At 64.1% G+C, this 24,662-nt stretch carries 27 protein-coding genes and 1 tRNA gene; 11 read left to right on the top strand and 17 right to left on the bottom strand.

Going from position 1 to position 24,662, the window contains the following annotated elements:
- Positions 1-80: 80 nt before the first annotated feature.
- Positions 81-1,172, bottom strand: coding sequence for a diacylglycerol/lipid kinase family protein (locus tag JSO19_RS09655; protein ID WP_270911384.1), 1,092 nt, complete (start codon positions 1,170-1,172; stop codon positions 81-83).
- Between the two features lie 166 nt (positions 1,173-1,338).
- Here JSO19_RS09655 and JSO19_RS09650 point away from each other — a divergent pair, with 166 nt between their 5' ends.
- From JSO19_RS09650 to JSO19_RS09640, 3 genes are all read left to right on the top strand, one after another.
- On the top strand, positions 1,339-1,797 hold the full coding sequence (locus tag JSO19_RS09650; protein WP_270911383.1) for a carboxymuconolactone decarboxylase family protein: 459 nt from the start codon (positions 1,339-1,341) through the stop codon (positions 1,795-1,797).
- A gap of 3 nt (positions 1,798-1,800) precedes the next feature.
- A complete protein-coding gene (locus JSO19_RS09645) occupies positions 1,801-2,628 on the top strand; it encodes a Cof-type HAD-IIB family hydrolase (RefSeq protein WP_270911381.1) in 828 nt (275 codons plus the stop codon).
- Between the two features lie 213 nt (positions 2,629-2,841).
- Complete coding sequence (locus tag JSO19_RS09640) at positions 2,842-4,302, top strand: MDR family MFS transporter (protein WP_270911380.1); 1,461 nt, start codon at positions 2,842-2,844, stop codon at positions 4,300-4,302.
- On the opposite strand, the gene JSO19_RS09635 is transcribed toward JSO19_RS09640, so the two are convergent.
- The 4 genes from JSO19_RS09635 to JSO19_RS09620 all read right to left on the bottom strand — a co-directional run bounded on the left by JSO19_RS09635 (position 4,299) and on the right by JSO19_RS09620 (position 9,314).
- Positions 4,299-5,327: an MBL fold metallo-hydrolase gene (locus tag JSO19_RS09635; RefSeq protein ID WP_270911379.1), complete on the bottom strand. Its 1,029-nt coding sequence runs from the start codon at positions 5,325-5,327 to the stop codon at positions 4,299-4,301. The genes JSO19_RS09640 and JSO19_RS09635 overlap by 4 nt on opposite strands.
- 50 nt (positions 5,328-5,377) lie before the next feature.
- Positions 5,378-6,163, bottom strand: coding sequence for a glycerophosphodiester phosphodiesterase family protein (locus tag JSO19_RS09630; RefSeq protein WP_270911377.1), 786 nt, complete (start codon positions 6,161-6,163; stop codon positions 5,378-5,380).
- A 56-nt stretch (positions 6,164-6,219) separates the two neighbouring features.
- Entirely contained in the window at positions 6,220-8,067 is a 1,848-nt protein-coding gene (locus tag JSO19_RS09625) for a DEAD/DEAH box helicase (protein ID WP_270911374.1), read from the bottom strand.
- 116 nt (positions 8,068-8,183) lie between these two features.
- Positions 8,184-9,314, bottom strand: coding sequence for an AI-2E family transporter (locus JSO19_RS09620; RefSeq protein ID WP_270911373.1), 1,131 nt, complete (start codon positions 9,312-9,314; stop codon positions 8,184-8,186).
- 198 nt (positions 9,315-9,512) lie between these two features.
- On the opposite strand from JSO19_RS09620, the gene JSO19_RS09615 reads away from it, so the two are divergent.
- On the top strand, positions 9,513-10,820 hold the full coding sequence (locus JSO19_RS09615) for a hypothetical protein (protein WP_270911372.1): 1,308 nt from the start codon (positions 9,513-9,515) through the stop codon (positions 10,818-10,820).
- Here JSO19_RS09615 and JSO19_RS09610 read toward each other — a convergent pair.
- The 4 genes from JSO19_RS09610 to JSO19_RS09595 form a co-directional block, all read right to left on the bottom strand.
- The gene (locus JSO19_RS09610) at positions 10,817-11,227 is read right to left on the bottom strand and encodes an MmcQ/YjbR family DNA-binding protein (RefSeq protein ID WP_270911370.1); all 411 of its coding nucleotides are present in this window, start codon (positions 11,225-11,227) and stop codon (positions 10,817-10,819) included. The two genes, JSO19_RS09615 and JSO19_RS09610, sit on opposite strands and share 4 nt — an antisense overlap.
- A gap of 12 nt (positions 11,228-11,239) precedes the next feature.
- Complete coding sequence (locus JSO19_RS09605; RefSeq protein ID WP_270911368.1) at positions 11,240-12,208, bottom strand: FUSC family protein; 969 nt, start codon at positions 12,206-12,208, stop codon at positions 11,240-11,242.
- Positions 12,209-12,277: 69 nt separating this feature from the next.
- Positions 12,278-13,075, bottom strand: a complete 798-nt coding sequence (locus JSO19_RS09600) for a siderophore-interacting protein (RefSeq protein WP_270911366.1) — start codon at positions 13,073-13,075, stop codon at positions 12,278-12,280.
- A gap of 148 nt (positions 13,076-13,223) precedes the next feature.
- Positions 13,224-13,988, bottom strand: coding sequence for an AraC family transcriptional regulator (locus JSO19_RS09595; RefSeq protein WP_270911364.1), 765 nt, complete (start codon positions 13,986-13,988; stop codon positions 13,224-13,226).
- Between the two features lie 67 nt (positions 13,989-14,055).
- Here JSO19_RS09595 and JSO19_RS09590 point away from each other — a divergent pair, with 67 nt between their 5' ends.
- On the top strand, positions 14,056-14,484 hold the full coding sequence (locus tag JSO19_RS09590; RefSeq protein ID WP_270911362.1) for a GNAT family N-acetyltransferase: 429 nt from the start codon (positions 14,056-14,058) through the stop codon (positions 14,482-14,484).
- Here the strand turns inward: JSO19_RS09590 and JSO19_RS09585 are convergent.
- The 3 genes from JSO19_RS09585 to JSO19_RS09575 all read right to left on the bottom strand — a co-directional run bounded on the left by JSO19_RS09585 (position 14,457) and on the right by JSO19_RS09575 (position 16,311).
- Positions 14,457-15,272 (bottom strand): YidC/Oxa1 family membrane protein insertase, encoded by an 816-nt coding sequence (locus JSO19_RS09585; protein WP_270911360.1) that lies wholly within the window; start codon positions 15,270-15,272, stop codon positions 14,457-14,459. The two genes, JSO19_RS09590 and JSO19_RS09585, sit on opposite strands and share 28 nt — an antisense overlap.
- 167 nt (positions 15,273-15,439) lie before the next feature.
- Positions 15,440-15,757 carry a hypothetical protein gene (locus tag JSO19_RS09580; protein ID WP_217135011.1) on the bottom strand — a complete coding sequence of 106 codons (318 nt, stop codon included), beginning with the start codon at positions 15,755-15,757 and terminating at the stop codon, positions 15,440-15,442.
- A 77-nt stretch (positions 15,758-15,834) separates the two neighbouring features.
- The gene (locus JSO19_RS09575; protein ID WP_270911358.1) at positions 15,835-16,311 is read right to left on the bottom strand and encodes a MarR family winged helix-turn-helix transcriptional regulator; all 477 of its coding nucleotides are present in this window, start codon (positions 16,309-16,311) and stop codon (positions 15,835-15,837) included.
- 164 nt (positions 16,312-16,475) lie between these two features.
- Between JSO19_RS09575 and JSO19_RS09570 the strand changes: the two genes are divergently transcribed.
- Positions 16,476-17,051, top strand: a complete 576-nt coding sequence (locus JSO19_RS09570) for an NADPH-dependent FMN reductase (protein ID WP_217135010.1) — start codon at positions 16,476-16,478, stop codon at positions 17,049-17,051.
- Between the two features lie 62 nt (positions 17,052-17,113).
- On the opposite strand, the gene JSO19_RS09565 is transcribed toward JSO19_RS09570, so the two are convergent.
- Positions 17,114-17,183, bottom strand: a tRNA-Cys gene (locus JSO19_RS09565).
- A gap of 112 nt (positions 17,184-17,295) precedes the next feature.
- Here JSO19_RS09565 and JSO19_RS09560 point away from each other — a divergent pair.
- Both JSO19_RS09560 and JSO19_RS09555 read left to right on the top strand, forming a co-directional pair.
- On the top strand, positions 17,296-17,517 hold the full coding sequence (locus JSO19_RS09560) for a hypothetical protein (RefSeq protein ID WP_270911355.1): 222 nt from the start codon (positions 17,296-17,298) through the stop codon (positions 17,515-17,517).
- Between the two features lie 134 nt (positions 17,518-17,651).
- Positions 17,652-18,554 (top strand): alpha/beta hydrolase family protein, encoded by a 903-nt coding sequence (locus JSO19_RS09555; RefSeq protein WP_270911353.1) that lies wholly within the window; start codon positions 17,652-17,654, stop codon positions 18,552-18,554.
- Here the strand turns inward: JSO19_RS09555 and JSO19_RS09550 are convergent.
- Positions 18,551-19,309 carry an AraC family transcriptional regulator gene (locus JSO19_RS09550; protein WP_270911351.1) on the bottom strand — a complete coding sequence of 253 codons (759 nt, stop codon included), beginning with the start codon at positions 19,307-19,309 and terminating at the stop codon, positions 18,551-18,553. The genes JSO19_RS09555 and JSO19_RS09550 overlap by 4 nt on opposite strands.
- 83 nt (positions 19,310-19,392) lie before the next feature.
- Here JSO19_RS09550 and JSO19_RS09545 point away from each other — a divergent pair, with 83 nt between their 5' ends.
- Together JSO19_RS09545 and JSO19_RS09540 are read left to right on the top strand one after the other, a co-directional pair.
- A complete protein-coding gene (locus JSO19_RS09545) occupies positions 19,393-20,223 on the top strand; it encodes a sulfite exporter TauE/SafE family protein (protein WP_270911350.1) in 831 nt (276 codons plus the stop codon).
- A 210-nt stretch (positions 20,224-20,433) separates the two neighbouring features.
- Positions 20,434-21,837, top strand: coding sequence for an MFS transporter (locus JSO19_RS09540; RefSeq protein ID WP_270911348.1), 1,404 nt, complete (start codon positions 20,434-20,436; stop codon positions 21,835-21,837).
- On the opposite strand, the gene JSO19_RS09535 is transcribed toward JSO19_RS09540, so the two are convergent.
- A complete protein-coding gene (locus JSO19_RS09535; protein WP_270911347.1) occupies positions 21,834-22,169 on the bottom strand; it encodes a hypothetical protein in 336 nt (111 codons plus the stop codon). The two genes, JSO19_RS09540 and JSO19_RS09535, sit on opposite strands and share 4 nt — an antisense overlap.
- The gene (locus JSO19_RS09530; protein WP_270911346.1) at positions 22,166-23,254 is read right to left on the bottom strand and encodes an MFS transporter; all 1,089 of its coding nucleotides are present in this window, start codon (positions 23,252-23,254) and stop codon (positions 22,166-22,168) included. The genes JSO19_RS09535 and JSO19_RS09530 overlap by 4 nt, the downstream gene beginning before the upstream one ends.
- A 71-nt stretch (positions 23,255-23,325) precedes the next feature.
- Between JSO19_RS09530 and JSO19_RS09525 the strand changes: the two genes are divergently transcribed.
- Positions 23,326-24,000, top strand: a complete 675-nt coding sequence (locus JSO19_RS09525; RefSeq protein WP_270911345.1) for a TetR/AcrR family transcriptional regulator — start codon at positions 23,326-23,328, stop codon at positions 23,998-24,000.
- Here the strand turns inward: JSO19_RS09525 and JSO19_RS09520 are convergent.
- Positions 23,997-24,659, bottom strand: a complete 663-nt coding sequence (locus tag JSO19_RS09520) for a response regulator (protein WP_270911344.1) — start codon at positions 24,657-24,659, stop codon at positions 23,997-23,999. The two genes, JSO19_RS09525 and JSO19_RS09520, sit on opposite strands and share 4 nt — an antisense overlap.
- Positions 24,660-24,662: the final 3 nt, after the last annotated feature.

Below are 24,662 nucleotides of genomic sequence, written 5' to 3'. Positions count from 1 at the left end.
AACGTACCCCTCTACCTCTCAAAACCCGCCATTGTGTGCGGTTCTTTCATCGTACCGGCTGGCACCGACACAGCACCGATTTATTCGACGCTCAAGCGCCCGCCGCGTACGCGGAGCGCGGCTTCCTGCACCGTCAACGTCGCCGCGACGACCTCATCGAGCGCGTCACCGTCGACCTCGAACACCCTCGGCTCGTCGAGCTCGAACCGAATCTGCTGCCCCCTGCCGCGGGTCACGCTGCCGCTGCTCGTCGTCTCGTCGCTCTGCGCGATGCGGCGCTTGAGACCGTTCTGCCAGGCCATGTTGTGCATCGTGTCGAGCCAGCCGCCGAGCCCCGCAGCGCTCAAGACGAGCATGTCGAGCTGGCCGTCACTCGGGCTTGCCCCTGGCAAGAGATTCATGCCCGCTTGAATGCTGCCGCAGTTGCCCACGATCATGGTGTGGGCGTCAATGGTTTCGGGCGCTTCGTCGTCGATGCTTACCCGAACCTTGATCACCTGGCTCGCTGAGATCGCCCGCCCAAGCGACTCGACGTATGCAGCCCAGCCCACCTGGCTCTTGAGGTCATCTTTCGTCTCGGTAATCATGTGCGCGTCGATACCGAAACCGGCCATAACCGCGAAGGCGTGCCGCTCGGCTGCACCCTCAGCGGTTTCAAACGCCGCCCAGCCGATATCGATGGGAAGCGCCTCGCCAAACACCGCGGTGTCGAGCGCGTCTTGCAGGCTGTGGATCGCGATACCGAGATTGCGCGCGAGCAAATTTCCCGTGCCGAGCGGCAGGATGCCGAGATCGGCGTGACCAGCGGGAATGGTCTCGGTGCCAGAAGAAAGTGCCGCACCGGGATCCGCCTCGGAAGCGTGCTCTGCGAGCGCCTCAGCGACGGCGCGAATGGTTCCATCGCCGCCCGCAGCGAGCACGAGCCTCGCCCCATCACTAAGCGCCTCACGAGTGGCGGCAGCCCCCGGATCGTCGCGGCTCGTCTCGTACCAGCGAACCTGGCCCACCCAGTCGTCGGCAATGCCGGTAGCCCTCTGACGCTTCGCCGCAACGCCAGAAAGGGCATTACGAAGCGTCTTTTCGCTCGTCTTCGAGGGGTTCCACACGAGCGCGATATCGGCGGTCGGCACGGTTACGGGGCCCTCGGCGGGCACGGTCGAGAGTTCGGTCATTGCGGGTCACTCCGTTCGTTGAGCACGACATTCGTGTGATTCAAGTGTGCACTGATATTGCTTCGGGTGCGAGCCCAAGCCTCTCTGCGGGCTAAGGAATAGTTTCGGGGCTAGGCTGGTTGCAGACTGTGCACGATGCGAGATAGTGAAGCGAGGAGAACGAGAGATGCGCCCATATCTTGATAAGACGGCCCCAGAGGTATGGAAAGCAGCTCAGGCGTTCAGCACCACGGTTGCGGCCGAGGCTGAAGCTCGCGGCATCACGGCACGCGAGGGCGAGCTCATCAAGGTGCGAGCATCACAGCTCAACGGCTGCGCGTTCTGCCTTGACCTACACACGAGACAGGCACGCAGCGCAGGGGTAACCGAGCAGCAGCTCGACATGCTTCCCATTTGGCGTGACACCGAGCTGTTCTCAGAGCGCGAAATCGCGATGTTGCTCATCGCAGAAGCAACGACGCTCACACCGCTCGATGACCACGCCGTTGCCGATCTCGAAGACGCCCGTGCCGTACTCGGCGACGAGACCTTCGCCGCTGCAGAGTGGATCGCAGTAGCCATCAACACGTTCAACCGCGTCTCAATCATGAGCGCCCACCCCGTTCGAGACAGGCGGTCAGCGTAACCCATGAACACCCTTCCAAAACTTATCGCGACTGACCTCGACCACACGCTGCTCGACCCAGAAGGCCTCGTGAGCGAGCGCACCAGAAACGCGCTCGATGCTGCCAGATCAGCCGGCATTCACGTGGTTCCCGTGACCGCAAGGCAGCCCGTAGGGCTCCGCCAGATCGCCGAGAACGCGGGCTTCACCGAGTGGGCGCTGTGTTCAAATGGTGCCTTCGGTATTCACCTTGAAACGAGCGAGCTCCTCTTCACGAACGAAACACCGCCACACACCCTTGAGCTCATCACCACGCGACTCAATGAGCGCATTCCAGGGCTCAAGTACGCGAGCGTGTATGACGGCGGAGAGGGCTTTGTCGCCGAAGAGGGCTACGCCCACCTTGCGGCCTTCATCGACCATAAGCGCGACCCCCGGCACATGGGCGGTGCACCGCTCGAGGCCGTCATCGAGCACCCGAGCTTGAAGCTCGTCGTTCGCCACCCCGAAATTGCGCCGCACGATATCGCCCACGAACTCTCAGGGCTCGGCCTGCCTGGCTTTGAAGTGACGCTCTCGGGCGCCCCCTTCGTCGAGATCATGGCCGAGAACGTCACCAAAGCCTCGGGGCTCGAGGAGCTCTGCGGGCACCTCGGTGTCGCCCAGAGCGAGGTCATCGCATTTGGCGATGCCCGGAACGACATCGATATGATCGAGTGGGCCGGCCACGGGGTTGCCGTGGCAAACGCACTCGAATCGGTCATGCAGGTCGCCGACGAGGTGACGGCGAGCAATGCTGAAGACGGCGTTGCCCTCGTCATTGAACGAGTTCTCGCTCAACACCACCACTAAGCACATTCGTGTGTATACTTTTCGCATGAAGATTTCTGTATGCGTGCTTATGCCTTCAGGCGAGCGCGCAAACGCCATCGTTCTCGCGTAACACGCACCCACCGAACTTTCTGCGACCGGCACGTTGCATGCCTCGCACATTCTCCTTTCGGTGTTCTGGCACTTTTGCCTTCTTCCCTTCATGCCCAATGACTGATTTCTTGAGGAATACTCATGTCTGCTGAACAGCACAATCCCGCCGTACCGCCTTCTCAGCCCGCTGAAATCACCCCGCTCCAGTCGAGAGCGATCTGGGTGATGCTCAGTGCAACCTTCATCGCGATTCTCAACGAGACGACCATGGGTGTCGCGATTCCCCACCTCATCACCGACCTCGGCACGACCGCCGTCGGCGCACAGTGGCTCACAACCGCGTTCATGCTCACAATGGCGATCGTGATCCCGACCTCGGGCTACCTGCTGCAGCGCTTCTCGACCCGCACGATGTTCACCGCCGCCATGGCGCTCTTCACCGCGGGTACCCTCATCGCGGTGATCGCGCCGAACCTCACAGTGCTCGTGGCGGCCCGCGTTGTTCAGGCCTCGGGCACGGCCATCATGTTCCCGCTACTCATGACGACCATCATGACGGTCGTACCGCCAGCATCACGCGGTCGCATGATGGGTCGGGTGAGCCTCGTCATGGCTTTCGCCCCCGCGATCGGCCCGGTGCTCTCTGGTCTCATTCTCGACACGCTCGGTTGGCGCTGGGTGTTCGGCATCGTCTTCCCTATCGCGCTCATCGCCCTCATCATCGGCACCAAACTCGTTCCGTCTGTCGGCGAGCACGCACGCACGCCCTTCGACCTCCTCTCGGTCATTCTCTCGGCGTTCGGCTTTGGCGGTATCGTCTACGGGCTCAGCCAAATCGGGCAGAGCACGGCCGGCTCCGGAGCACTCGCCCTCTGGGTTCCACTCGGGGTGGGAGCAGTGGGCATCGCGCTCTTCATTTGGCGCCAGCTCACCTTGCAGCGCGATGACGCCGCGATGCTTGACCTCAGGGTCTTCTCGTCGCTGAACTTCACGCTCTCGGTTTCTCAGTTCGGCGTACTCTCGTTTGCCTTCTTTGGCGCGATCACGGTGCTGCCGCTCTATCTGCAGCGCATTCACGGGCTCTCAGCACTCGACTCGGGCATGATCCTCCTGCCCGGTTCGCTCGCGATGGGCTTCGCAGGCCCATTCATCGGCCGAGTCTATGACCGTTTCGGCACCCGCGTGCTGCTCGTGCCGGGCGCGATCGCGGCCACCGCGGTGCTCTGGTTCTACACCACAATTTCTGAGACCACCGAGATCTGGCTGCTCATCGTGTCACAGACGGTGCTCTCGCTCGCTCTCGCGGCTTCGTTCACCCCACTGTCGACGGCCGCGCTCGCATCGCTCAGGCCACACCTCTACTCGCACGGTAGTGCGGTGCTTGGCACTGTTCAGCAGGTCGCCGGTGCTGCGGGCGTTGCGTTGCTCATCACCATCATGTCGTCGGTCTCATCGTCGACGGGCGGCGGCCCCGAGGCAATCACCGCCGAGGGTACGCAGCGTGCGTTCCTGATCGCGGCAATTGTCGCGATACCGCTCATCGTCGGTGCATGCTTTATTCGCAAGCCCGATGAGGTCGCAGTCGAAACGGCAAGCGCCTAGCGGCTTTTGACGGGTGCGGGCGCAGGCATACGACTCGTAATGCCCGCCCGCACTGCGTCGCGGTACATGCTCGTCTGGGCAAGGCCAGAGGCGAGCAGCGTGCTCTTCAGCAAGGTCTGCCACCCGGCACTCCAGGTGAGCTGCTCGGCGATGCCCCACACACTGAGGTCAGGGTTACGAGCGAGAATCGTCTCGACCTCGTGAGCCCGTTTGTGCACGTGCGCTGCCTGTTCGAGCCGCCGTTCTTTGAGCCCGTGAAAACGATACCCGTGGCCGGGGCACACCTCGTAGTCGTCAAAGGGTTCAAGCCGTTCAAGCGATGCTAAGAAGTCGACGACCGCGTTCTCGTTATCGCGGCTGCCACTCAGGCCGATCCCAGGATTCACGGTGGGCAAAACATGGTCGCCAGAGAATAAGAGTTTTTGCATGTCGTCAACGAGGCACATGTGACCGGCAGTGTGGCCGGGTGTTGCGACCACGCGCCAACCCGTCTCGGCGATCTCGTCACCGTCCTGCACGAGAACGTCGGCGCGAATATCAGGGTGCTCGCCGTAATCGGCGCGATCCATCATGTCGAGCAGGGCGCGCATCTCAGCGTCGGGCATGCCCCACGCGGCAACCTGCTCACGCAGCTGCGCAATGAGCCGGGACTGCGAGCCCTCAACCTCTTCTTGCTCACGCGCGTGCATCACCACCGTTGCCCCGCTCAACTCCCGGAGCCTCGCTGCGCTGCCGAGATGATCGGGGTGCGAGTGGGTGACGACGATCGTCGCGATATCGGCAAGCGAACGACCCTGCGAAGCAAGAAAATCACGAAAGATCTCGACCGTTGCTTCGCCCTCGCTGCCTGGGTCGATCACGTACACCTGCCCGTCAGCGTGCAGCATCACCATGCTCAGCGTGTACGAGAGAAACGAGCCGGGCATCGGAACAGCGACCGCCCAGAGCCCTTCACGCACCTCTTCATGGCGCGGCACCCCGTGCGCCGAGGCGGCCTCACACTGGTTGTCGCTCAACACTCGCACGGTGATCTCCCTTGAACGGTTATGACAGTGGCGATGTCGCCATATCCAGTCTAGCCACGTCCAGGGAAGGCCTTGATCGCGAGGTCGCTACGGTCAGTGACAAGGCCGTCGACGCCTAAGGCCACGAGTTCGCGCATGCGATGTTCGTCGTTCACGGTCCACACGTGCACCTCTACCCCGTGGTCGTGTGCGGCCCGCAGCAGTCGCGGCGTGAGTACACGGAATGGGCCCTGCCGCTCGGGAATCTGCAGAGCATCAAGCCCTCGAAGCGCACGTCCCGTGAGCGTGCGCGAACGAAGCGCCAACGCCCCGAGAAGCTGCAGGATGATCTGGCTTCCAGGAGAAGTCGCAGGACGCATTCGAGCCCCAGCACGACGAGCCGCCTCGAGACTCGCGAGCCGGTTCTTCTGTGAGAAGCTCGTGAGCAGCACACGGTCTGGGTGAGGAGCCGCAGCGCGCCCCGCGCCCTCTGCCGCGTCAAACACTTTGACATCGATGTTGAAGCGGGCCTCGGGAAACCGTTCGAGAGCCTCAGCGAGCGTGACGATGCCCCCGCGATCGGCAAACCTCGCTTCGAGTTCTGCCTTCGTTACGGCATCGACGCGCGTGGGATCACCCAGCACCTGCTTCAGATCAGCATCGTGGATCAGCACGACGTGGCCGTCTTTGCTGACGTGGCAATCACTCTCGATCGTCGTGACGCCAAGCTTGATCGCGGCGTCGAAGGCAGCAGCCGTGTTCTCGACGATGCCCTCGGCAGCAGCCTGGGTTGAAACAAACCCCTGGTGGGCGAGAACCCTTGGCCCCTTTTGGGGATGAAGAAACGGATGTTGCACCCACCCAGTATCGCACCCGGGGATAGCCCCGGGTGCGATAGCGAGTCTCGATTCGCCTAGTGGCGGGGCTTACGCTTTGGGCGGTCGTCGCGGAAGTCGCGTCGGCTATCGCCGCGCTCGCCACGATCGTCGCGGTATGACGAACGACCCTTGTCGCCGTAATCGCCACGGCCACCGCGTCGGTCGCCGCGATCATCACGGCGGTCACCGCGGTCGTCGCGGCGGTTGCGGTGCTGTGGCGGGCCCTGGTCTTCGCGCATCTCGATGAGTTTGCCGCTGATACGAGTATCTTGCAGGCGGTCAAAGACTTCTTTTGGCAGGTTCGCAGGAAGCTCGACGAGCGAGAAGTCAGGGCGAATCTGAATGTGCCCGAAGTCGTCACGCTTCAGCCCACCCTCGTTTGCGAGCGCGCCAACGATCTGACGCGGCTCGACCTTGTGACGGCGCCCCACAGCAATGCGGTACTGCTTTGTAGGGCCGTCATGGCGGCGGCGGGGGCCACGGTCTTCGCCGTCACCATCGCGGGTGGGGCGATCACGACGGTCGCCGCGACGTAACTCAAGCTCGTCTTCGGGCGAAAGCAGCAACGGGGTGTCGCCCTGCGCCACGACCGCGAGAGCGGCCGCGACATCGGCTTCTGGCACGTCGTGGTGCTCAACGTAGTGAGCAATGATGTCACGGAAGCGATCGATGCGATCGCGCTGCTCGAGCGCCGCGGTGATCGCGTCGTCGAAGCGCGAGAGTCTCGTTGCATTGACCTCGTCGACGTTGGGCAGCTGCATCTCGGTGAGGGGCTGCCTCGTTGCCTTCTCGATCGAGGTGAGCATGCGACGCTCACGCGGGGTAATGAAGCTGATCGCGTCGCCCGTACGACCCGCGCGGCCCGTGCGACCAATACGGTGCACGTATGACTCGGTGTCGATGGGAATATCGAAGTTCACGACGTGGCTGATGCGCTCAACGTCAAGACCGCGCGCCGCGACGTCGGTCGCAACGAGAATGTCGAGCTTGCCCGATTTCAGCTGGTTCACGGTGCGCTCGCGCTGCGCCTGCGGCACATCACCGTTAATTGCCGCCGCCGAGTGCCCGCGGGCCCGGAGCTTCTCGGCGAGGGTTTCGGTCTCGTTCTTCGTGCGAGTGAAGACGATCATGCCGTCAAAGTTCTCGACCTCGAGAATGCGGGTGAGCGCGTCGACCTTCTGTGAGTACGACACGACCAGGTAACGCTGGGCGATGTTGGCCGACGTGGTCGTCTTGCCCTTCACGGCGATCTCTTCGGGGTTGTTGAGGTGCTTGGCCGAGATGCGCTTAATCTGCGCTGGCATCGTTGCCGAGAAGAGCGCAACCTGCTTATCGGCGGGGGTCTCGGCGAGAATCGTATCGACGTCTTCGGCAAAGCCCATCTTCAGCATCTCGTCGGCCTCGTCGAGCACGAGGTACTTGAGCTCAGAGAGATCGAGCGTGCCCTTATCGAGGTGGTCCATGATGCGACCGGGAGTACCGACAACCACGTGCACGCCGCGGCGCAGTGCCGAAAGCTGCACGCCGTAGCCCTGCCCGCCGTAGACCGGCAGCACACGAACGCCCTTGAGGTGGGCTGCATAGCTTTCGAAGGCTTCACAGACCTGCAGGGCGAGCTCACGGGTTGGCGCGAGCACGAGCGCCTGGGGGTTCTTTTGTGACGCGTCGATGCGCGAGAGAATGGGCAGCGCAAAGGCCGCGGTCTTGCCGGTACCGGTTTGCGCGAGCCCCATCACATCGCGTCCCTCGAGCAGGTGCGGAATCGTCGCTGCCTGAATCGCAGAGGGTGTTTCGTAGCCAACATCCTTCAATGCTTTGAGCACGAGGTCGTCGAGCCCGAGCTCAGAAAAAGAAAGTTGTTCGCTGGTATTACTTGAAGCCATGCATTCAAGGTAACGGGTCAAGCCGTGTTTCGCCGCATCGAGAGGCAAGATTGTACAGATTTCTCGCGTTTTACGGCGTGGTGACCCCTCCGACGTACAAGCGGCACAAAATCTCGTCAGGATTCTTGGGGCGCTTGGGCGAGTAATCCGTCCCGGTAATCACGCACCGCGGCGAGCGCCCGCTGCACCGCAGCGACGAGCGGTGGCCCGAGCACCATCCCGATCACGCCGGCGACAACCCCGCCGACGATGGTCGAGAGCAGCACCATGACAGGGTGGATCTTGAGCGATGACCCCAGCACGTATGCGTTCACCGCATTTTGAATCGGGCCATTCGAAATAAGCAGGCCGATACCGACGATGAGCGCTGCCGGTGCTCCCCCGTACCCGAACGCGATGAGCACTGCGAAGAGTCCCGTGAGCCAAGCGCCGATGAAGGGCACGAAAGAAAGGAAGAAGTAGAGAATGATCATCGGCACCACGAGCGGGATGCCAAGCACGAGCAACGGAATCACGAAGATCGGCCCGGTGATGAGCGCGGTAATCGCGGTTCCCTTAAAGTAGGCCCGCAGCGAGGTGCGCACCTGAGCGTCAATCTCGGTCACGAGTACGGGATCGCGGTGGGTGATGCGCGCGATCCACCCGGGAAACATTTGCCCGTCTCTCAGGACGAAAAAGAGGAAGTACGTGGCGAAGAACGTGCCGATCGCAAAGGTGACCGCACCGTAGAGCGCGCTCGTCGCAAAGCCAACGGCGCCTCGGCCTGCCTGCGAGAGGTAATCGACTGCGGCCTCGCGCGCGGGTTCGATCCAGCTCGCATCAAGGCCCGCCGAACGCAGCGCCTGGTCGATGTGATGCCAGCCTCGCAACACCTGCTGTGAGATCTCGGGCACCTGCTGAATGAAGCCGTGCACGACGACGTACACGACACCGCCGAGCACCGTGAGGGTGACAAGCAAGACGACGGTCGCCGCGAGCGAGCGCGAGAGGCCCGTTTTGCACAGCCACCCCACGAGGGGCTCGAGCACTGCGCCGAGAATCACGGCAATCGTGAGCGGCACGAGAATGCCGCTCAGCGCACTCATGGCACCGGCGATAAGCACTGTGAGAACGATGACGCCAACGAGCGCCCAGCTCGTGAGGCCAAACGACCGAAGCTTCGAGGCGCCACCGACCTGAACCGTCACCGGTTCGCTCGGGGTTTCGGCGACTCCATCGCCGCCCTCCTTGGCCCAAGAATTCGACACCGATTACCCCATACCTTTCAGCGACTACCCTGCCACGTGCGCACCGCAGGGGCGCGCACGGCCTGCGCATCATCTTAGCGTCAGCCCCGCTCAGGGCTGTTGGTGAGGAGTACTCACACTTGGCCGGACACGAAGATTTTGGGTGCGCGTGTCACTGGTACCCGCTATCTTTGGGATATCTTTCGAGACAGGATCATCATGACCACTGCGGCCGAACTCACTGCTCGTATCGAGGCGCTCGAAGCAGAGAACGCTGCGCTCCGAGGCCCGAGCGAGTCACCCTCTCGCCGGAGTTTCTGGGGTCGGGGCCTGCTCTCGGTGCTCGCGATCTCACTCGGCCTCATTCTCGGCACCCTCAGCATCGTCACGACGCACGTGAAGACCCAACTCACGAACACCGATCTCTTCGTTTCGACCTTTGCGGTGTTGCCCGAAGAGCCCGCCGTGCAAACCACCATCATCGATGCGACTACGAAGGCGTTCACCGATGCCGTCGATCTGCCGGGGCTCACGAAAGACTTGTTTGACGGGATCCGCTCGCTCGGCCTGCCCGAAGAGGCCAAGGCGGCGCTCGGGCTCCTCGAAGGTCCCGCGGCACAGGGCGCTGAGAGCCTCGTGCACACCGCGGTGACCGAGGTGGTGACCTCGCCAACGTTTGCCCAGGTATGGCAGCAAGCGCTGCGCATGACGCACACGCAAATTGTTGCGACGTTAAGCGGTGAGGGCGACGGCGCCGTTTCGATCGGCGCTACCGGAACCCTCGAAATTCGTCTCGGGCCCGTCATCGAGAGCGTTCGAGACAAGCTCATTGCCGAGGGAGTGGGGCTCGCGCAGCTCATTCCACACACCAACTACAGCATCGTGCTCGTTCAGGACGAGGCGATCACGCAGCTCTCAACGCTGTATTCCCTCTTCACCACACTCGCGACGTGGCTGCCATGGGCCGCCCTCGCCCTCATCACAACGGGCGTCGCGCTCGCTCGTCGGCGCCGCAGGGCCCTCAAGATCACAGCGGTGAGCGCGGCCGTGCTCATGGTCACGCTCGGGTCGCTCCTCGCGGCTGGGCGGGGCATCGTCTCGACCCAGCTCGCGAAGCCACAGGAGTCGCTCAGCGCCGAGGCAATCGCCGTCTTTTACGATCACGCCACCGAGGCAGCAGGGCACCGAATTCTCGCGATTGGCGCAATCGCCGTTGCACTGTTGCTCGTGCTCTGGGCTACTGGTGCCTCGCGTCTCGCGGCAGTCATACGCCACGGGGTCGTCGCCTCATCGGCACGGCTGCGGGCAAAGCTCGGCACACCCTCGCGCGCTGCGCTCGCATGGGGGACGTGGATCGATCGTAACCACAGCTTCGTCTTGGGCGTCATTGCCGTCGCTGCCGCCGCGACCATCCTGCTCACTCGCCCGCTCTCGGTCACAACCGTGGTGCTCACGGCGCTTGGCGCACTCGTCATCGTGACCGCGGTGCAATTCGTGCGCATCCCGGCGGCTGCCCAGGCAAACTAGCCGCGTATCGCGGGCCCCTGGCCAAAGGTTTCAGGGTCGACCGGCCGGAGCCTTGCCGGCAGCTTCTCGACCACCAAGAGGTACGACTCGGTCACGAGATCATCAATGAGCTGATCACTCAGCTCATCGCCGGGCCCCAGCGTGATCCAGTGCTTCTTGTTCATGTGATAGCCGGGAGTAATGCTCTCGTAGGCAAGTTGCAGCACCCGCCCCTCCTCGGGAGTCACCTTGAGTACCACGACGGGCTGGCCCGGCATCTCGGTGTGCATCATGAACATTTTGCCGCAGACCTTAAACACGTCGACCTGCTCGCCGAAGGGATGCGAGCATTCAGCACCCGGCAGCTCGTTCGCGCGCGCCCTGGCCCGCGCTTGCACACGCGTCTGCCCCGGTGTCGTTTCATTCATGGGTCACCCATCTCACTGCCTGCTCGGCACTCGCCGCTCGAAAAGCCAGCTACAGAATACCGCGATGACCGCGGCAGCAACGACCGCCTCGATGCGCTGAACCCCGAGGCTCACGGCCGAGCCTTCGGAGGTGGTCGTGAGCAAGATCGCCGGCGTGAGAAACGTCACAAACATGGTGTAGTTCACCTCGCGCAAGTAGGCGACGCAGAGCAACAGCGAAGCCAGCGCCACCGCGAGCTGAACGGGCGCCGGCGCAAGGGTTGCGAGGGTGGCGAGCACGACGCCACCGAGCGATCCAATCACGCGGCCGGTTGCGCGCTCGGCCCTACGGTCGCCTCCGACCGCGAGAATGACGCAGAAGGTGAGCAACGCCCAGTCGGCATGCGCGAACGTGAGCGCCTCGGCGAGCAGCACGATGCTGACAGCACCGAGCGCGACCATGACGCCGTACCGCAGCCGGTCAGCGACCGGAACCTGCCGGTCACTGCCCTCGGTCCTGGCCGGAAGCTTTGAGGTCATGAGCAGAATGAACCCGGCCCCGATAACCGAGCCGAGCAGCACCTGCCAAGGGCGAACCTCGCCGTGTGAGATCGCGGCGAAGGCGATGAGGTTGACCGGTGAGCGGGTCAGGAACGCAACCTCGCCAAATTTGAAGAGCCCCTGTACGAGCGACACCGCCATGAGCGCGATGAGGGTTGCCCAGAGTCCAAGGGGGCCGACGAGGTAGCCGAGCATCGCGACGAGCACAGCCCAGGCGGCCGCAATGTAACGGTACCGTTTGCTCGGCGCGCGTGCCGCTGAGAGCAGCACCATGATCGAAAGGTAGCCCGCTTGCGCCGTGTGCGGCCCGATAAAGGCGTAACAGGCACCGAGCACCGCGGCGGCCGACCCGACGAGCACGAGTGCATACTTAGCGCTCGTCGAACCGATGCGCAGCGAGAAGCGAGGCTCAGACGCGTCGGGGTACGGCTTGGCCATCATGAACCCCCTCATCGCCCTCACGCGCGCCGCGCTTGAGGCCATTCTATTGAAGGGGCAGGGCCCGCTTCGCTAGCCGACGTCGGCTGGCATGTCGCCTGCGAGGTTCTGAGTCCAGTACCCCACGACGTTATGCCGGTCGCGCGCGAGTCCGAGACGACCCCGCAGATCTTTGCGGATCGCGCGGCTCGTTGCGGCCTCGCAGGCAACCCAGGCGTACCAGGGCACATCGGGCTCGCTGATCTTCTGCACCTCGTCGGCAAGTACGCTCGGTGCGAGGCCGTTGCCGCTTCCCGTTTTCCAGATCACCGTGACGTCGGCCTCGGTTGTGAGCTCAAGCACGTCGGCCTCGTCGCACACCTCAACGATCGCGGTCGCGCGCATATGGGCGGGCAGCTGCTCGAGAATTCGCCCGAGCCCTGGCAGCCCGGTCGCGTCGGCAACGAGCAGCTGGTACTCGGCGTCGGCGGGCTGGTTGTAGTACGAGGCGCTTGCGCTCTCTCGGTCGACCCCGAAGACGCCGATCATGTGCCCCGGCTCGGCCCGTTCTGCCCAGCTCGAAGCAATGCCACCGTCGTGCACCACGAAGTCGATGTCGATGCGCGCGCCCTCGTCGTGCACGTCGCGCACCGTGTAGTGGCGCCAGGGCGGCTCTTCGCCCTGCCAGCCGCGCCCGTATTCGGGCAGGTTGAAGGTGTCGAGTTCAGCGACCGTCTCGCCCGGGCGCGGAATCGCAATGTCGATGCGCTCGTCGCCCACCCCGTCGACGAACCAGCGCCAGCCGCCGACCGCCTCGAACTGAATGCGAATCATGTGCGGTGAAAGTCGCTTGGTGCTCACGACCCGTGCTGGTGAACAGGGAATTGCCATGGGTGGGCCTCGCTTCTCGAAGTCTTGAACGCTCAACGCCCCGCCGAACGCTTAGGCAAGGCTTACCTACATCAGACTACCCTCGTCAAATACCGCTATGTTGTGCAAACGTAGTGCTTTTTGACAGTGCCCCCGCACCTCCCGGGTATTACGAGAAGTAGGCCGCGGGGGTGCTCCCAAGCGTCGCGGTGAAGTGCTCAATAAACGTGCCCGCATTCGCGTACCCGAGGGCGCGAGCGGTCGCAACGACGGTCTCGCCCGAGGCGAGTGGCACGAGCGAGGCCTTCACCCGGGCCCGGATGCGCCACTGGGTCATACTGAGCCCGGTCTCATCGGCGAATGCTCGAGAAAGTTGCCTCGCGGGCATTCCCACCTGATCGGCCCAGTCGACCGTGGTCTTGTGTGCAGCCGGGTCGGCAAGAATGCGCTCAGCCACAAACAGAATGCGCGGGCTCACGGGCATCGCGAGGTCAACCTGAGCGCTCGGGCTTGGCCGCATAAGCTCAATCGCGAGCGCCTGCAGCCGCATACGCGTGTCGGCTGGCATCTCACTGCCCGCGTTCAAGAGCAGCAGTTCGCGGATCGCGGGCATGAGCTCAATCACCGTCGCCTCCCGCGGCAGGTGATCGGCGACCCCCACCGCGAGAAATGTCGCGTGCAGAATCGTGTCGGCCGAGGCTTCAATGGTGTGGGGAACGCCGGCCGGGATCCACACCGCTCGGTGCGCGGGGAGAGTCCAGAGCGCATCTCCCGCCCGCACCCGCGCGACCCCTGCCGTCGACCAGATGAGCTCGTCTTCGCCGTGCGTCTCATCGGCCCACTCTCGAATCGTGTGGGTCGTGTGTTTCACCGTCGTCAGGAGAAAGCCTCGGCTCTTGGCCGGGGTCTTTCGCAGCGAGAAGGCTCGGGTCACGGTTATAGCGTAGCGAGCAAAGCTGCGCCCAACGCACACCCCGGGTCGTTTCGGGCAGAATAGAACGATGATTCGAGAACTCCAGAGCGCCGAGCGCTCGTCGACCGCCATGCGCGGGCTCGTGTGGCTTGCCGCTGAGCTGCCAGACGAGGCCATCACCGCGATCATCACCGACGAGCTTCCCGGGCTCACGACGCTCGGGCTTTTCGGCGAGCAAGAGCCTCAGGAGCTCATCGGTTTCGTGTCGTTCGATGCCTCACGCGAACCCGTTGAAATTGAGTACATCGCGGTGGGCGCCGCTGCGCAACACGGCGGCCACGGCTCACGGCTCATCGAGGCGGTTCGCGATCACGTCGGCGGCGCCACGCTCTACGCCCAAACCGACGACGATGCCGTCGACTTCTATCGCAAGCGCGGCTTCACCATCACGAGCGCCGCGCCCGACCCGCGATGGCCTGAGCGGCAGCGCTATGACTGCGCGCTCACCTCGGCCTGAGCGCCAGGTTTCACGCCGTAGATGCGGTTGAGGATGAGGCGCTCACCGAGCGTCCACGCCGTCGTCGTCATGAGGTAGAGCGCCGCCGCGAGAGGAACGAACGTCGCAATCACCGCGGTCATGAACGGCATAAAGCTCAGCACCTTCGTGACGCCCGTGAGGTCGGGCATGCGCACCTCACCCGCGATTCCTGCGGGTTGCGGCGCCGGCTTCGCGGCCGGAGCGGGCGTGGGCGGCATGAGCAGTTTGCGCGATGTCGCAGCGCAGGCCGCGATGATGACCATGATGACGAGCATGAGCAGCGTCGACGCGAGCGTCACATCGCCGGCAAAAAGGCTCGGGAGAAACTTCGAAGAAAGCGGAACATCCCAGAGGGTGTGCCCCAGCAGCTCGTTCGGCTCGCCGCCGATGCGCTGCAACACAAAAAGTCCGTACACCGCCATGAGCACCGGCATTTGCGCGAGCACCGGCAGGCAGCCAGCGAAGGGTGAGGCTTTCTCGGCCTTGTACAGCTCCATCGTGCGACGCTGGAGTTCTTCGGGCTTCTTCGCGTACTTGCGTTGAATCTCGGCAAGCTGCGGCGCGAGGCGTTGCCTCGTGACCGTCGCTTTCACTTGCGAGCGGCCGACGGGAATGAGGCAGGCCCTCACGAGCACGGTGAGCGCGATGACCGCGAGGGCCGCGCTCTCGGTCCCGGCAAGCGGCTCAAGGAGCGCGCTCAGGTGCGTTACTGCCCAGTTCGCTGCACTCACCAGCAGCTTGATCGGGCCAAATTCGTAAATATTCATGGTTCTCTTTTCGTGCGTTTACGGTGCAAAAACCGCCCGAAAGCGGTGCTTTCGCTCGCACGGGAGTGAGCGCGGTGACGCGTGCCCCAAGAACGGGCAAGACGGCATCACTGTGATTCAGAGGGCAGCGCCGCATCGGCACGTCAAGCCCTCGAGACGGGTCTCACTCACGCGTGAGCGTGACCCGCGATCGCCGGTGCGCGCACGCGCACTGCCCCACGAATTCCGGGGTCACTCGAGACCCGCCAGCTGCGCGCCGGGGTGAGCGCCGCGGCCCGGCTTGAGGGAACGCCCCGAAAACCGTAGAAGCGTTTGTGGGCGAGGCTGATCCACCGCAGCATGAGGGTCAGCGCGGGAATGCCGAGCACGATCAGCACGAACAGCTGAACCGATGCTGGCTGCATTTCGGTGCCAACGGTGACCGCTCCCGTCACCGTACCGCTCACGCAGAGAAACTGCGCGAGCGCGAAGTAGCGTGCGAGCACCGAATCACCTCCGCTCTCAAACCAGACTCGGTTGTAGTCTAACGCGCGGTTCGTCTGAACGAACAGCCGCGAACACCTTAGGGCTTCGCTGCATTGTGGTGCGCCTGGTACAGCTCGACGAAGGCATCAGCCACGAGCGAGGCGCGTTCGAAGCCGAGCACCTCAATGACGTACTCACGATTCACCTCGGCCGCGACCACCTCGAGTTCGGCCGCAAGTTCAGCACCCTGAGCGGTGAGCTGCAAATAGCTCACCCTTCGATCGGCCGAACAAGCATTGCGCTCAGTGAACCCCCTCGCGGTGAGCTTGTCGGCCACCTTCGTGAAGCCGCCCGTCGAAAACCCTGCGGCCGTCGCGAGCGTATTGTGCCTGGCCTGATGATCGGGGCGTCGCACGAGACTTAATAGCGTCTCGACTTCTGCCTCGTTGAGATCAAAGCGTTCTTTGAACACCGCGTGCACCCGCCGGTTGGTCGCGGTGAACCCTCGAATGACGCGCCCCCAGAGCTCAACCGCGGTCGCATCGTCGACGGTGCTCGAACGATCGGTTGCCACGGGAGTCTCGCTTTCTGCGCGGGGCACCGCGCGTCGTGTGTCAAACCTACCAGCCAGGCATCTTCCCAGCAAGTAGTTTGCAAGCAAGATACTTTTGTGCAAACATTATTTCTTGTTCCGAGCGGCACGAGCGCCGCGTCAGCAACGCCAGCCCAAGGAGAACCATGGTCAAGATCGCCATCATCACCGGCTCAACTCGCCCCGGCCGCATTAACTACGGCCTTGCCGAGTGGCTGCACGCACGTGCAACCGAGCGCGGCGACGCACAGTACGAGCTCGTCGACATCGCCGACTACAACCTGCCCGTACTCAACGAGGGCCTGCCAGCGGCCATGGGCCAGTATGAGCACGCACACACCAAGGCTTGGGCCGAAAAGATCGCCCAGTTCGACGGCTTCATCTTCGTGACCGGCGAGTACAACCACTCGGTCCCGCCGGCACTCGCAAACGCACTCAGCTACCTGAACGCCGAGTGGGCCAACAAGGCAGCCGGCCTCGTGGGGTACGGCTCGGCCTTCGGCGTACGCGCCGTCGAGCATCTGCGCGGCATTCTCTCTGAGCTGCAGGTTGCACACGTGCAGAAGCAGGGCATGTTCTCGCTCTTCACCGACTTCGAGAACTTCCAGACGTTCGCGCCGACCGAACTGCAGGCAGCATCAGTAGAGCCAATGTTCGAGCAGGTCGTGACCTGGAGCAAGGCCATGCGCCAGGTGCGAACCGGCGCGCTCGCCGAGGCCTAGAGCCTCACGCCCGGCCCCCGCCTCAACGACGCAGTCGCCCGAACAGGGCTTCAGGCAAACAGAGGTGGGGGCAGGATTTGAACCTGCATATACGGCCTTGCGGGCCGCAACCTGACGTTCGGACACCCCACCGATCAACTTTCGTGCGCACGGCACGCCAGTTATTCGTGAGTATACGCGGTGATTATGAGAGACTCGAATCAGGAGCGAACGCCAGGGTTTCGCTCGCCGCAGGGGGTCACACATGTCAGAACAGTCATCATTCAAAGTCTCGCCGAAAATGATCATCGCGTTGCTCTTCATCGCAATCGGAGCCGTGTTTATCTTTTCGAACAGCGGCGACGCGACGATGCACTTCTTTGGCGTGGCCATGACGATGCCAGGCTGGCTCTGGGTACTGCTGCTGCTCGCAATCGGCGTCATCATCGGTTCGTTCTTCCCCTGGTTCCAGAAGCGAAAGAAGTAACGTGCTCGGCGGTATCACCGCCAGCATTGTGCAGCCTCAACAACACTTTTCCGCTTTCTTCTCATGAAAGCTATGGTGTGAGGCGTGTGGCATGGCAGCCCCACGTTTCTTCACACCATGCCAGGGGAGTCATCGTGAGTGAGCAAGCACCGGGTGAGCACGACATCACCATCGAATCACTGGTTTTCGAGGGTGAGGGCGGAGCGCCGCTCAGCGTGAAGCGGTTTTCGGCACCCGCCCAGACCGATCGGGTCGCGATCATTGCTGCGGCGATGAGCACCCCGCAAAGCTTCTACGCCCCGTTTGCAACGTGGCTCGCAGCTCAGGGCTTCACGGTCTACACCTTCGATTACCAGGGCTTCGCGGGCTCCATCGAGCCGGGCAAAACCCTCAAAGATACGAGGGCAACCATGACGACGTGGGGCGCAGACGCACGCATCATGCTCGAAACCGTTCGCGCTCGTGAAGGCCAAGACGCACGCATTCAGTGGATCGGCCAGAGCCTCGGTTCGCAGCTACTCGGCTTCACCGACACGACCGAGCTCGAGGCGGCGACGATCGTTGCGTGCGGAACCGGCTCGCTGCACTTCAGCCCCCGCAGCAACCGTTTCAAGGCCCCCCTGCTCTGGTACGTGCTGAGCCCGCTGCTCACGCGGGCATACGGCTACTTTCCGGGCAAAAAGTACCGCATTCTCGGCGACACCCCGCCCGATCTCATGCGCCAGTGGACAAGGTGGTGCAGGCGACGCGACTACATGTTTCACGAGCACCCCGAGCTTCGCGCGCAGTACGCCGCGGTCGAGATACCGATCACCTGCATCGCGTTCAGCGACGACGAGGTCATGTCGCCCGAAGCGACCGCCGAGCTCGAGTCCTGGTACTCGGGCGCCAACGTCACGAGCCTCAGCTACACGCCAGAGCAACTGGGGCGAAGCCGCATTGGCCACATGGGCATTTTTCGTTCAAGCAACGCCGAGACATGGCCGACCGTCTTTGCGCACCTCGTCGCGACCGAGGAAGCACACGGGCAGCACTAGCCCTGAAACGACGACGGCGGCTGCCCGAACACCTGCGAGAACGCAGCCGAGAACGCCGCGGGAGACTGGTACCCGAGCGTCGCCGAGACGTCGGTCACGCTCTCATGCCGCAGCATCCCGAGCGAGGCAAGCAGTCTCGCCCGTGCCCGCCATGCAGCCGGCGTTGACCCCGTGAGTTTCACAAAGTGCCGGTCAAACGAGCGGGGGCTCATGGCGGCCTCAGCTGCCCAGGCTCGGTTGTCGATCGCGAGGTGTGGTGCTTCGAGGTAGCGCTGGCACAGCCCCCGAAAGGGCTCTTCGTGCGGAACCGTGATGTGAAACGGCAGCGGCGTCTGGGCCCTGAGCTCGTGCAGCACGAGATCGATGAGCGAGCCGTCTCGCCCCCGCACCTCGTACTCGAGCGGCAGCGCATTTGCCGCTCGCAGCAGTTCGCGCAAGAGCGCGTTCACCTCGATCACCTCGCAGTGCTCGGGCCACCAGGGCACCGCGGCTGGCTCAATGTAGAGGCTCCACGTTGTCACGCCGTCCATGAGCACCTCGTGAGGCATGCCTGGCGGGATCAGTGCCGCGCGATCTTCGGGCACGATCCACGACCCCTCGTCGGTATCGAGCCGCATCACGCCCTTCGCGCCGTAGAGCAGCTGGGCCCTGCGGTGCTCGTGTCGCCGCAGCAGGTAGCCGGGCGGGTATTCGGTGCCGATGGGTAGCACCTGCGTGGCGAGGTGATCGGCGTCAGCGAGCGAGGTGTTAAGCACGCCTCCACTCTACTGGCTAAAACTCGCAAGAATCAGACAAACTATCGATTGTTTCACCGACGGCGATCAAGTGAAATGGTCTGGTGATCTTTTCTGCCTCGCTCCTCATCATCGTTCTCGTTGGCGTCATTGTCGGCATCACCACGGCGCTCTTCGGCTTCGGTGGCGGCTTCGTGACCGTGCCCATCATCGCGATCGTCGACGCGCACCTGGGAGGCGATGCCCTCGCGGTCGCGACAGCGACCTCAGCGCTCGTCATGCTCGTGAATGCCATCGTCGCGACGGTCGCGACCGACCGTGAGGCGCTCGCAACCCTGCGCGGGCACGGGTCACTCATCGCGCTGCTCGCACTCGGAGGAGCCCTTGGCGCGGCACTCGGCCGATTCTCGCCCGACTGGTTACTGCGCTGGGGTTTCGTCACCTACGTGCTCATCACGATCATTGACCTTGTAGCGCGGCCTGGCTTCATTACCCCAAAGCAGGCGGATCAGCCCGAGCAACAGCCCGCAACAAATGATTGCCGAACCCTCTTGCCCTCCTGGCTCGGCACCCCCATCGGCACGATCGCGGCCCTGCTCGGGGTGGGCGGTAGCGTCATGACGGTTCCACTCATGCGGCGCTCTGGCGCACCGATGTCACTCGCGACGACGCTCGCGAACCCGCTCACCCTCGCGATTGTCGCGCCCGCCCTGCTCGTCTCACTCTTGATTGCTCCTGGGCACGTCGCAGCCCCGGGGCTCGTCGGCTCGGTTGACCTCGTCGCGGGGCTCGCTCTGCTCGTGGGAGCCGTTCCCGTGATCGTGTACCTGCGCCGCAGAGCCCCGCGCATCAGCGATACCGTTCACGCCTGGAGCTACATCGGGCTCCTAGCGCTCTCAGCCTCGGCGGTTGCGCTCACGAGCCTCACCTGGTGAGCCCCGCCACCAACGACTGCTAGAGTATCGGGCATGCACATGAACCCCCAGCGCGGCACAAGCTGCCGCGAACGCAGGCCCCACGGCCTCATCTGGATCACGAGACCCGCGAACTAGCGCCTCTTCTCGGGCGCACAACGCACCCCTGTATTCATTGCTCGATGCGCGAGACTTCGCGCCTTCTTCGAGCGTTCTCGTGTGAGGTTTTTCATGTCTGCTTCTCGCAGCGAGGGCACCACTGTGCCCAAGGCCCGTTTTTGGGGCCCCGTCGCGGTCATTGGTACCGCGCAATTTCTTGTCATTATGAACAACGCGATCATCAACATCGCGCTCCCGAGCCTCGTCGCCGATCTCGGCATGAGCCCGGTCAACCAGTCGTGGGTGGTGACGAGTTACCTGCTCGCGTTTGGCGCGATGCTCGTGCTCGGCGGCCAGATCGGTGATTCGATCGGCCATCGCAGAGCGCTTATCATCGGCCTCGGCGTCACTGCCGTCGCTGCCATCGGCGCGGGCCTCGCGAGCGCCGGCTGGGCGCTTCTCGCGTGGCGCAGCCTGCAGGGAGCCGCCGCAGCACTCGTCTCGCCCTCGGCGGTCGCCCTGCTCTCGCTCACCTTCGCTGACCCGGCTCTGCGCAGGCGCGCGTTTGGCATTTACGGTGCGGTGACCGGAGCCGGAGGCGCGCTCGGGCTCATCGCGGGCGGGGTGCTCACCGATGCGTTCTCGTGGCGAGCGACGATGTTTGTCTCCGTCCCATTCGCCATTGTCGCAGCGGTCGGGGCGCTCTGGCTCCTGCCCGGCGCACGCAACACCTCGAAGCGCCAGTGGAATGTGCGGGGCGCAGGCCTCGTGGTGCTCGGCATCGGCGCACTGCTTTTGACCATTACCCGAATTGGCGCCAAGGGCGCTCCCCTCGTGGGTGTCATCGCTGGCATCGTTGCGGTCGTGTGCCTCTCGCTCTTCGCCCGCGCCGAGCGCACGAGCGCGAACCCCGTGATACCGCACGGCTTCTTTCGCTCACGCGATCGCTCGCTCGGGCTGCTCACCGTTGGTGTCGGGGCCCTCAGCATGACCGGAGTGTTCGTGATTCTGAGCGTGCACATGCAGGGCGAGATGGGACTCAGCGCGCTCGACACGAGCATCGCGACCCTTCCCTACCCCGTGGGCATGGTCGTCTCGACCCAGCTTGCGCCGAGACTCATTGGCCGCTTCGGCGCCCAGCGCACCGCCGTCACGGCAATGCTCGTGGCGGCGAGCGGTCTCGCCCCACTCGCTTGGAGCGGCACCCACTCATACTGGAGTCTCATGCTGCCATCGCTCATCTTCGTGAGCCTCGCGATCGGCCCGGCGTTCGTCGCCGGGTCGCAACTCGCGATGAGCGACGTTGCCGCCGAGACCTCTGGTGTTGCCGGTGCGCTCATGAATTCGGCCTCTGAGATCGGAGGGGCCATCGGCGTCGCGGCGCTGAGCGCTGCCTCGCTCTCGAGCCTCTCGCTACGGCCCGACGCTGGCAGCCCAGGCTTCGGCCTCGCCGTACTCCTCGCGACGGCGTTTCTGCTCATGGGCGGGATGCTCGGCGGCGTCTTGAATCGCCGAGCACCCCGCCTAGCTCGCTAGTCGCGGGCGACTGAGACCTCGCGCTGAGGCGCGGGAACCCGAATGCACAGCGCCAAAATGACGCCAGCGAGACTCACTGCCACGGCAACGCAGTAGAGGGTCTGGAAGGGTTCGGGGGCGAGGTGCGCTCCCGAACCCTGTGCGCTCAAGAGCAGTACGCCCGTAATCGGGGTGCCAATGGCCGAGCCGACGGTGCGCAGCACGCCGTTCAGTCCCGCGGCAGCCGCGATCTCACTCTTCGGGGCAAAGACGGTCACGAGGTCGGCCGCAACCGCGAAGCCGATGCCATTGCCGAGGCCAACGAGCCCGAAGAACACGATCACCGCGGTCATCGAACCGGGCATGAGCGCCGTACCCACGCTGCCGAGCAGCATGAGGAAGAGCGAGCCCGCAGCGACGAGCGAGCGGGAAAGCTTCGTGAGTAACCACGGCGTCGCGCGGCCACCAAAGAAGACGAGCACCGCGCTCGGAAGCATCGCGATGCCGACGCCCGTGACCGAGAGGCCGTGACCGATGCCGCCGCTCGCCCCCATGAGCACGGGAAGCCCAACGTAAAAGAGGTACGGCACCGCACCGAGAAACAGCGTGATGATGCTCGTAAGGGCGAGCCCCGGCTGCGGAGGTTCATGAGGGGCACCGTGGCGGCTCGCTCGACAATGACGAAGGCCGCGAAGCTCACGACGGCCGCTGCCACGAGCGACAGCACACCGATCGATGCCCAACCCCAGGCGTTGCCCTGCGTGAGGGCCAGCAACAGCGTGACAAGGCCGACGGTCAAGAGTGCCGCCCCAGCGAGGTCGATGCGACCGCCGCCCTTGGGTTGCGAGCGCGGCACCCACCGCACGATGAGGGCCATGCTCAGCAGCCCCATGATCGCTCCGATCGAAAAGAGCCAACGCCAGCCGATGAAGTCGGTCACGACCCCGCCGATGACGAGGGCCGCGCCGGCCCCGGCGCCCAGCATGCCGCTCAGCCAGCCCATTGCCGCGGGCTGGGCCGTGGGCATCAGGTCGCTGCGCACGATCGCGAGGGCGAGTGGGAACGTGGCGGTCGAGGCGCCCTGCAGAACCCTGGCGGCGAGGAGCGTCCCGAAGCTCGGAGCGACGAGCGCGAAGATGCTGCCGACCACGAAGAACCCGAGCGAGATAAGCAGCAGGCGCTTATGTCCATAGCGGTCGCCGAGCGCGCCGAGAATGGGCGCGGCGACGGCTCCGGCCAGAAGATAAGTGGTGAGGATCCACCCTCCCGAGGCCGCGTCGAGATCAAACGCGCGACTCAGCTCGGGCAGCGCGGGAACGAGCAGGGTTTGCATGAGCGAGAAGCTCAGCACCGCGATGGCGAGCGACCAGACGACCGGCCCCGCGTGGGCGACGGGTTCGGGGGTGTTCGTGTTCTGGGGCGCCTGGTACGCGGTCATATTCTCCCTTATTTCATTCGGAACGGAATGTTCCGTTCCGAATTACAGTATCACGGCGCTATCCTGTTGTCATGACTTCTTTTGCTGAAAACGGGCAGCCGCCGGCCGAGGCTCCCGCCGCGGCCCTTCGCGGCAGGGCCGCCGAGGCGCGCAGCAACGATGACGCGGTGCTCAACGCCGCCCGCGAGGTGTTCGTCGAACAGGGCTTCAACGCCCCCATGTCGGCCATTGCCGAGCGGGCGGGAGTTGGCGTCGCGAGCATCTACCGCCGCTACCAGAGCAAAGAACAGCTCACCCTCGAGCTACGCCTTCGGGCACTCCACCACGTCATCGACATCGCGCGCCGCATCGCCGACGAACCGGGCGACTTCGCGGTGCAGGGCTTCATGCAACGCCACCTCGCCGAGGCCGCCAGCCCCCTCGCCACCACCTTCGGCAAGCACGTGCTTCGAGACCCGAGCGTCGACGCCGCGGCCGAGGAGCTGCGGCAGGCGCTCGAAGCACTCATTGACCTCGACCGTCAGCGGGGCCTCGTTCCGAACGACTACAACGCGGGCGAACTCATGCTCGCGATCACCCACCTTCGCCCCTCGATTCCCGCCGAGCGCGAACGGGTCGTCGAACTCGGCCTACGCCAGCTCGACCACTACCTCATCGGCCTCAAACACAGTGCGAAGCACCCCGAAGCGGTGCGCGGCAAGCCCCTCACCTGGAACGAGTGGGTCGAGTTCAACAGCGCTGACTAGCGCGACTCGGCACCTGAGCCGAGCCTCGCGAGCTCTACGCGTGACTGAGCCCCCGTCTTCGCGTACAGCGCCCCGACGTGCGTTTTCACCGTCGTCACGCTCACGCGAAGCTCATCGGCAATGGCCTGATTACTCGCCCCGGTCACCACGAGCCGCAACACCTCACGCTCGCGCGGGGTGAGCTGCCCGAGTTCGAGCGGGCCGGGCGGCACCGGGGTGCGCTGGCTCGCGCGATCCGCCGCAAAGGTCTTGATGACCCCACCCGCGATCGCGGGATCGACGACGTGACGATCAGCGGCGACGTGATGAACCGACTGAATGAGCTCTGCCCCACTCGTGCTCTTCAGCAGGTAGCCGTGGGCGCCCGCGGCAAACGCCTCGCCGATGAGCTCGTCGGTGTCGTAGGTCGTGAGCACGATCACGCGGGTACGGGTTTCGCGCGTGATGCGCTGGGTGGCCCAGATTCCGTCGGTTCCGGGCATCCTGAGATCGATGAGGGCAACGTCAGGGTCGTGAGCGACACAGGCGGCGAGCGCGTCAAAACCATTCTCGGCTTCAGCAACCACCTCGATGCCAGGGTCGGTCCCGAGAATCGCTGCGACCCCGCTGCGCACGGCAACGTGGTCGTCGGCGAGCACCACACGTACGGGTGATATCACGCG

Source organism: Leucobacter sp. UCMA 4100, assembly GCF_027853335.1.
Taxonomy (GTDB): Bacteria; Actinomycetota; Actinomycetes; order Actinomycetales; family Microbacteriaceae; genus Leucobacter_A.
The sequence above is the reverse complement of the archived record's forward strand: the minus strand, read 5'-3'. Positions and strand labels throughout refer to the sequence as shown.

Excerpts from the sequence above, each read along its gene's own strand:
- JSO19_RS09625 (WP_270911374.1), bottom strand. The coding sequence starts at position 8,067 with ATGGCTTCAAGTAATACCAGCGAACAACTTTCTTTTTCTGAGCTCGGG.
- JSO19_RS09610 (WP_270911370.1), bottom strand. The coding sequence starts at position 11,227 with ATGAATGAAACGACACCGGGGCAGACGCGTGTGCAAGCGCGGGCCAGG.
- JSO19_RS09615 (WP_270911372.1), top strand. The coding sequence starts at position 9,513 with ATGACCACTGCGGCCGAACTCACTGCTCGTATCGAGGCGCTCGAAGCA.
- JSO19_RS09605 (WP_270911368.1), bottom strand. The coding sequence starts at position 12,208 with ATGATGGCCAAGCCGTACCCCGACGCGTCTGAGCCTCGCTTCTCGCTG.
- JSO19_RS09585 (WP_270911360.1), bottom strand. The coding sequence starts at position 15,272 with ATGAATATTTACGAATTTGGCCCGATCAAGCTGCTGGTGAGTGCAGCG.
- JSO19_RS09640 (WP_270911380.1), top strand. The coding sequence starts at position 2,842 with ATGTCTGCTGAACAGCACAATCCCGCCGTACCGCCTTCTCAGCCCGCT.
- JSO19_RS09655 (WP_270911384.1), bottom strand. The coding sequence starts at position 1,172 with ATGACCGAACTCTCGACCGTGCCCGCCGAGGGCCCCGTAACCGTGCCG.
- JSO19_RS09535 (WP_270911347.1), bottom strand. The coding sequence starts at position 22,169 with ATGACCGCGGTGATCGTGTTCTTCGGGCTCGTTGGCCTCGGCAATGGC.
- JSO19_RS09590 (WP_270911362.1), top strand. The coding sequence starts at position 14,056 with ATGATTCGAGAACTCCAGAGCGCCGAGCGCTCGTCGACCGCCATGCGC.
- JSO19_RS09530 (WP_270911346.1), bottom strand. The coding sequence starts at position 23,254 with ATGACCGCGTACCAGGCGCCCCAGAACACGAACACCCCCGAACCCGTC.
- JSO19_RS09600 (WP_270911366.1), bottom strand. The coding sequence starts at position 13,075 with ATGGCAATTCCCTGTTCACCAGCACGGGTCGTGAGCACCAAGCGACTT.
- JSO19_RS09645 (WP_270911381.1), top strand. The coding sequence starts at position 1,801 with ATGAACACCCTTCCAAAACTTATCGCGACTGACCTCGACCACACGCTG.
- JSO19_RS09650 (WP_270911383.1), top strand. The coding sequence starts at position 1,339 with ATGCGCCCATATCTTGATAAGACGGCCCCAGAGGTATGGAAAGCAGCT.
- JSO19_RS09570 (WP_217135010.1), top strand. The coding sequence starts at position 16,476 with ATGGTCAAGATCGCCATCATCACCGGCTCAACTCGCCCCGGCCGCATT.
- JSO19_RS09560 (WP_270911355.1), top strand. The coding sequence starts at position 17,296 with ATGTCAGAACAGTCATCATTCAAAGTCTCGCCGAAAATGATCATCGCG.
- JSO19_RS09540 (WP_270911348.1), top strand. The coding sequence starts at position 20,434 with ATGTCTGCTTCTCGCAGCGAGGGCACCACTGTGCCCAAGGCCCGTTTT.
- JSO19_RS09525 (WP_270911345.1), top strand. The coding sequence starts at position 23,326 with ATGACTTCTTTTGCTGAAAACGGGCAGCCGCCGGCCGAGGCTCCCGCC.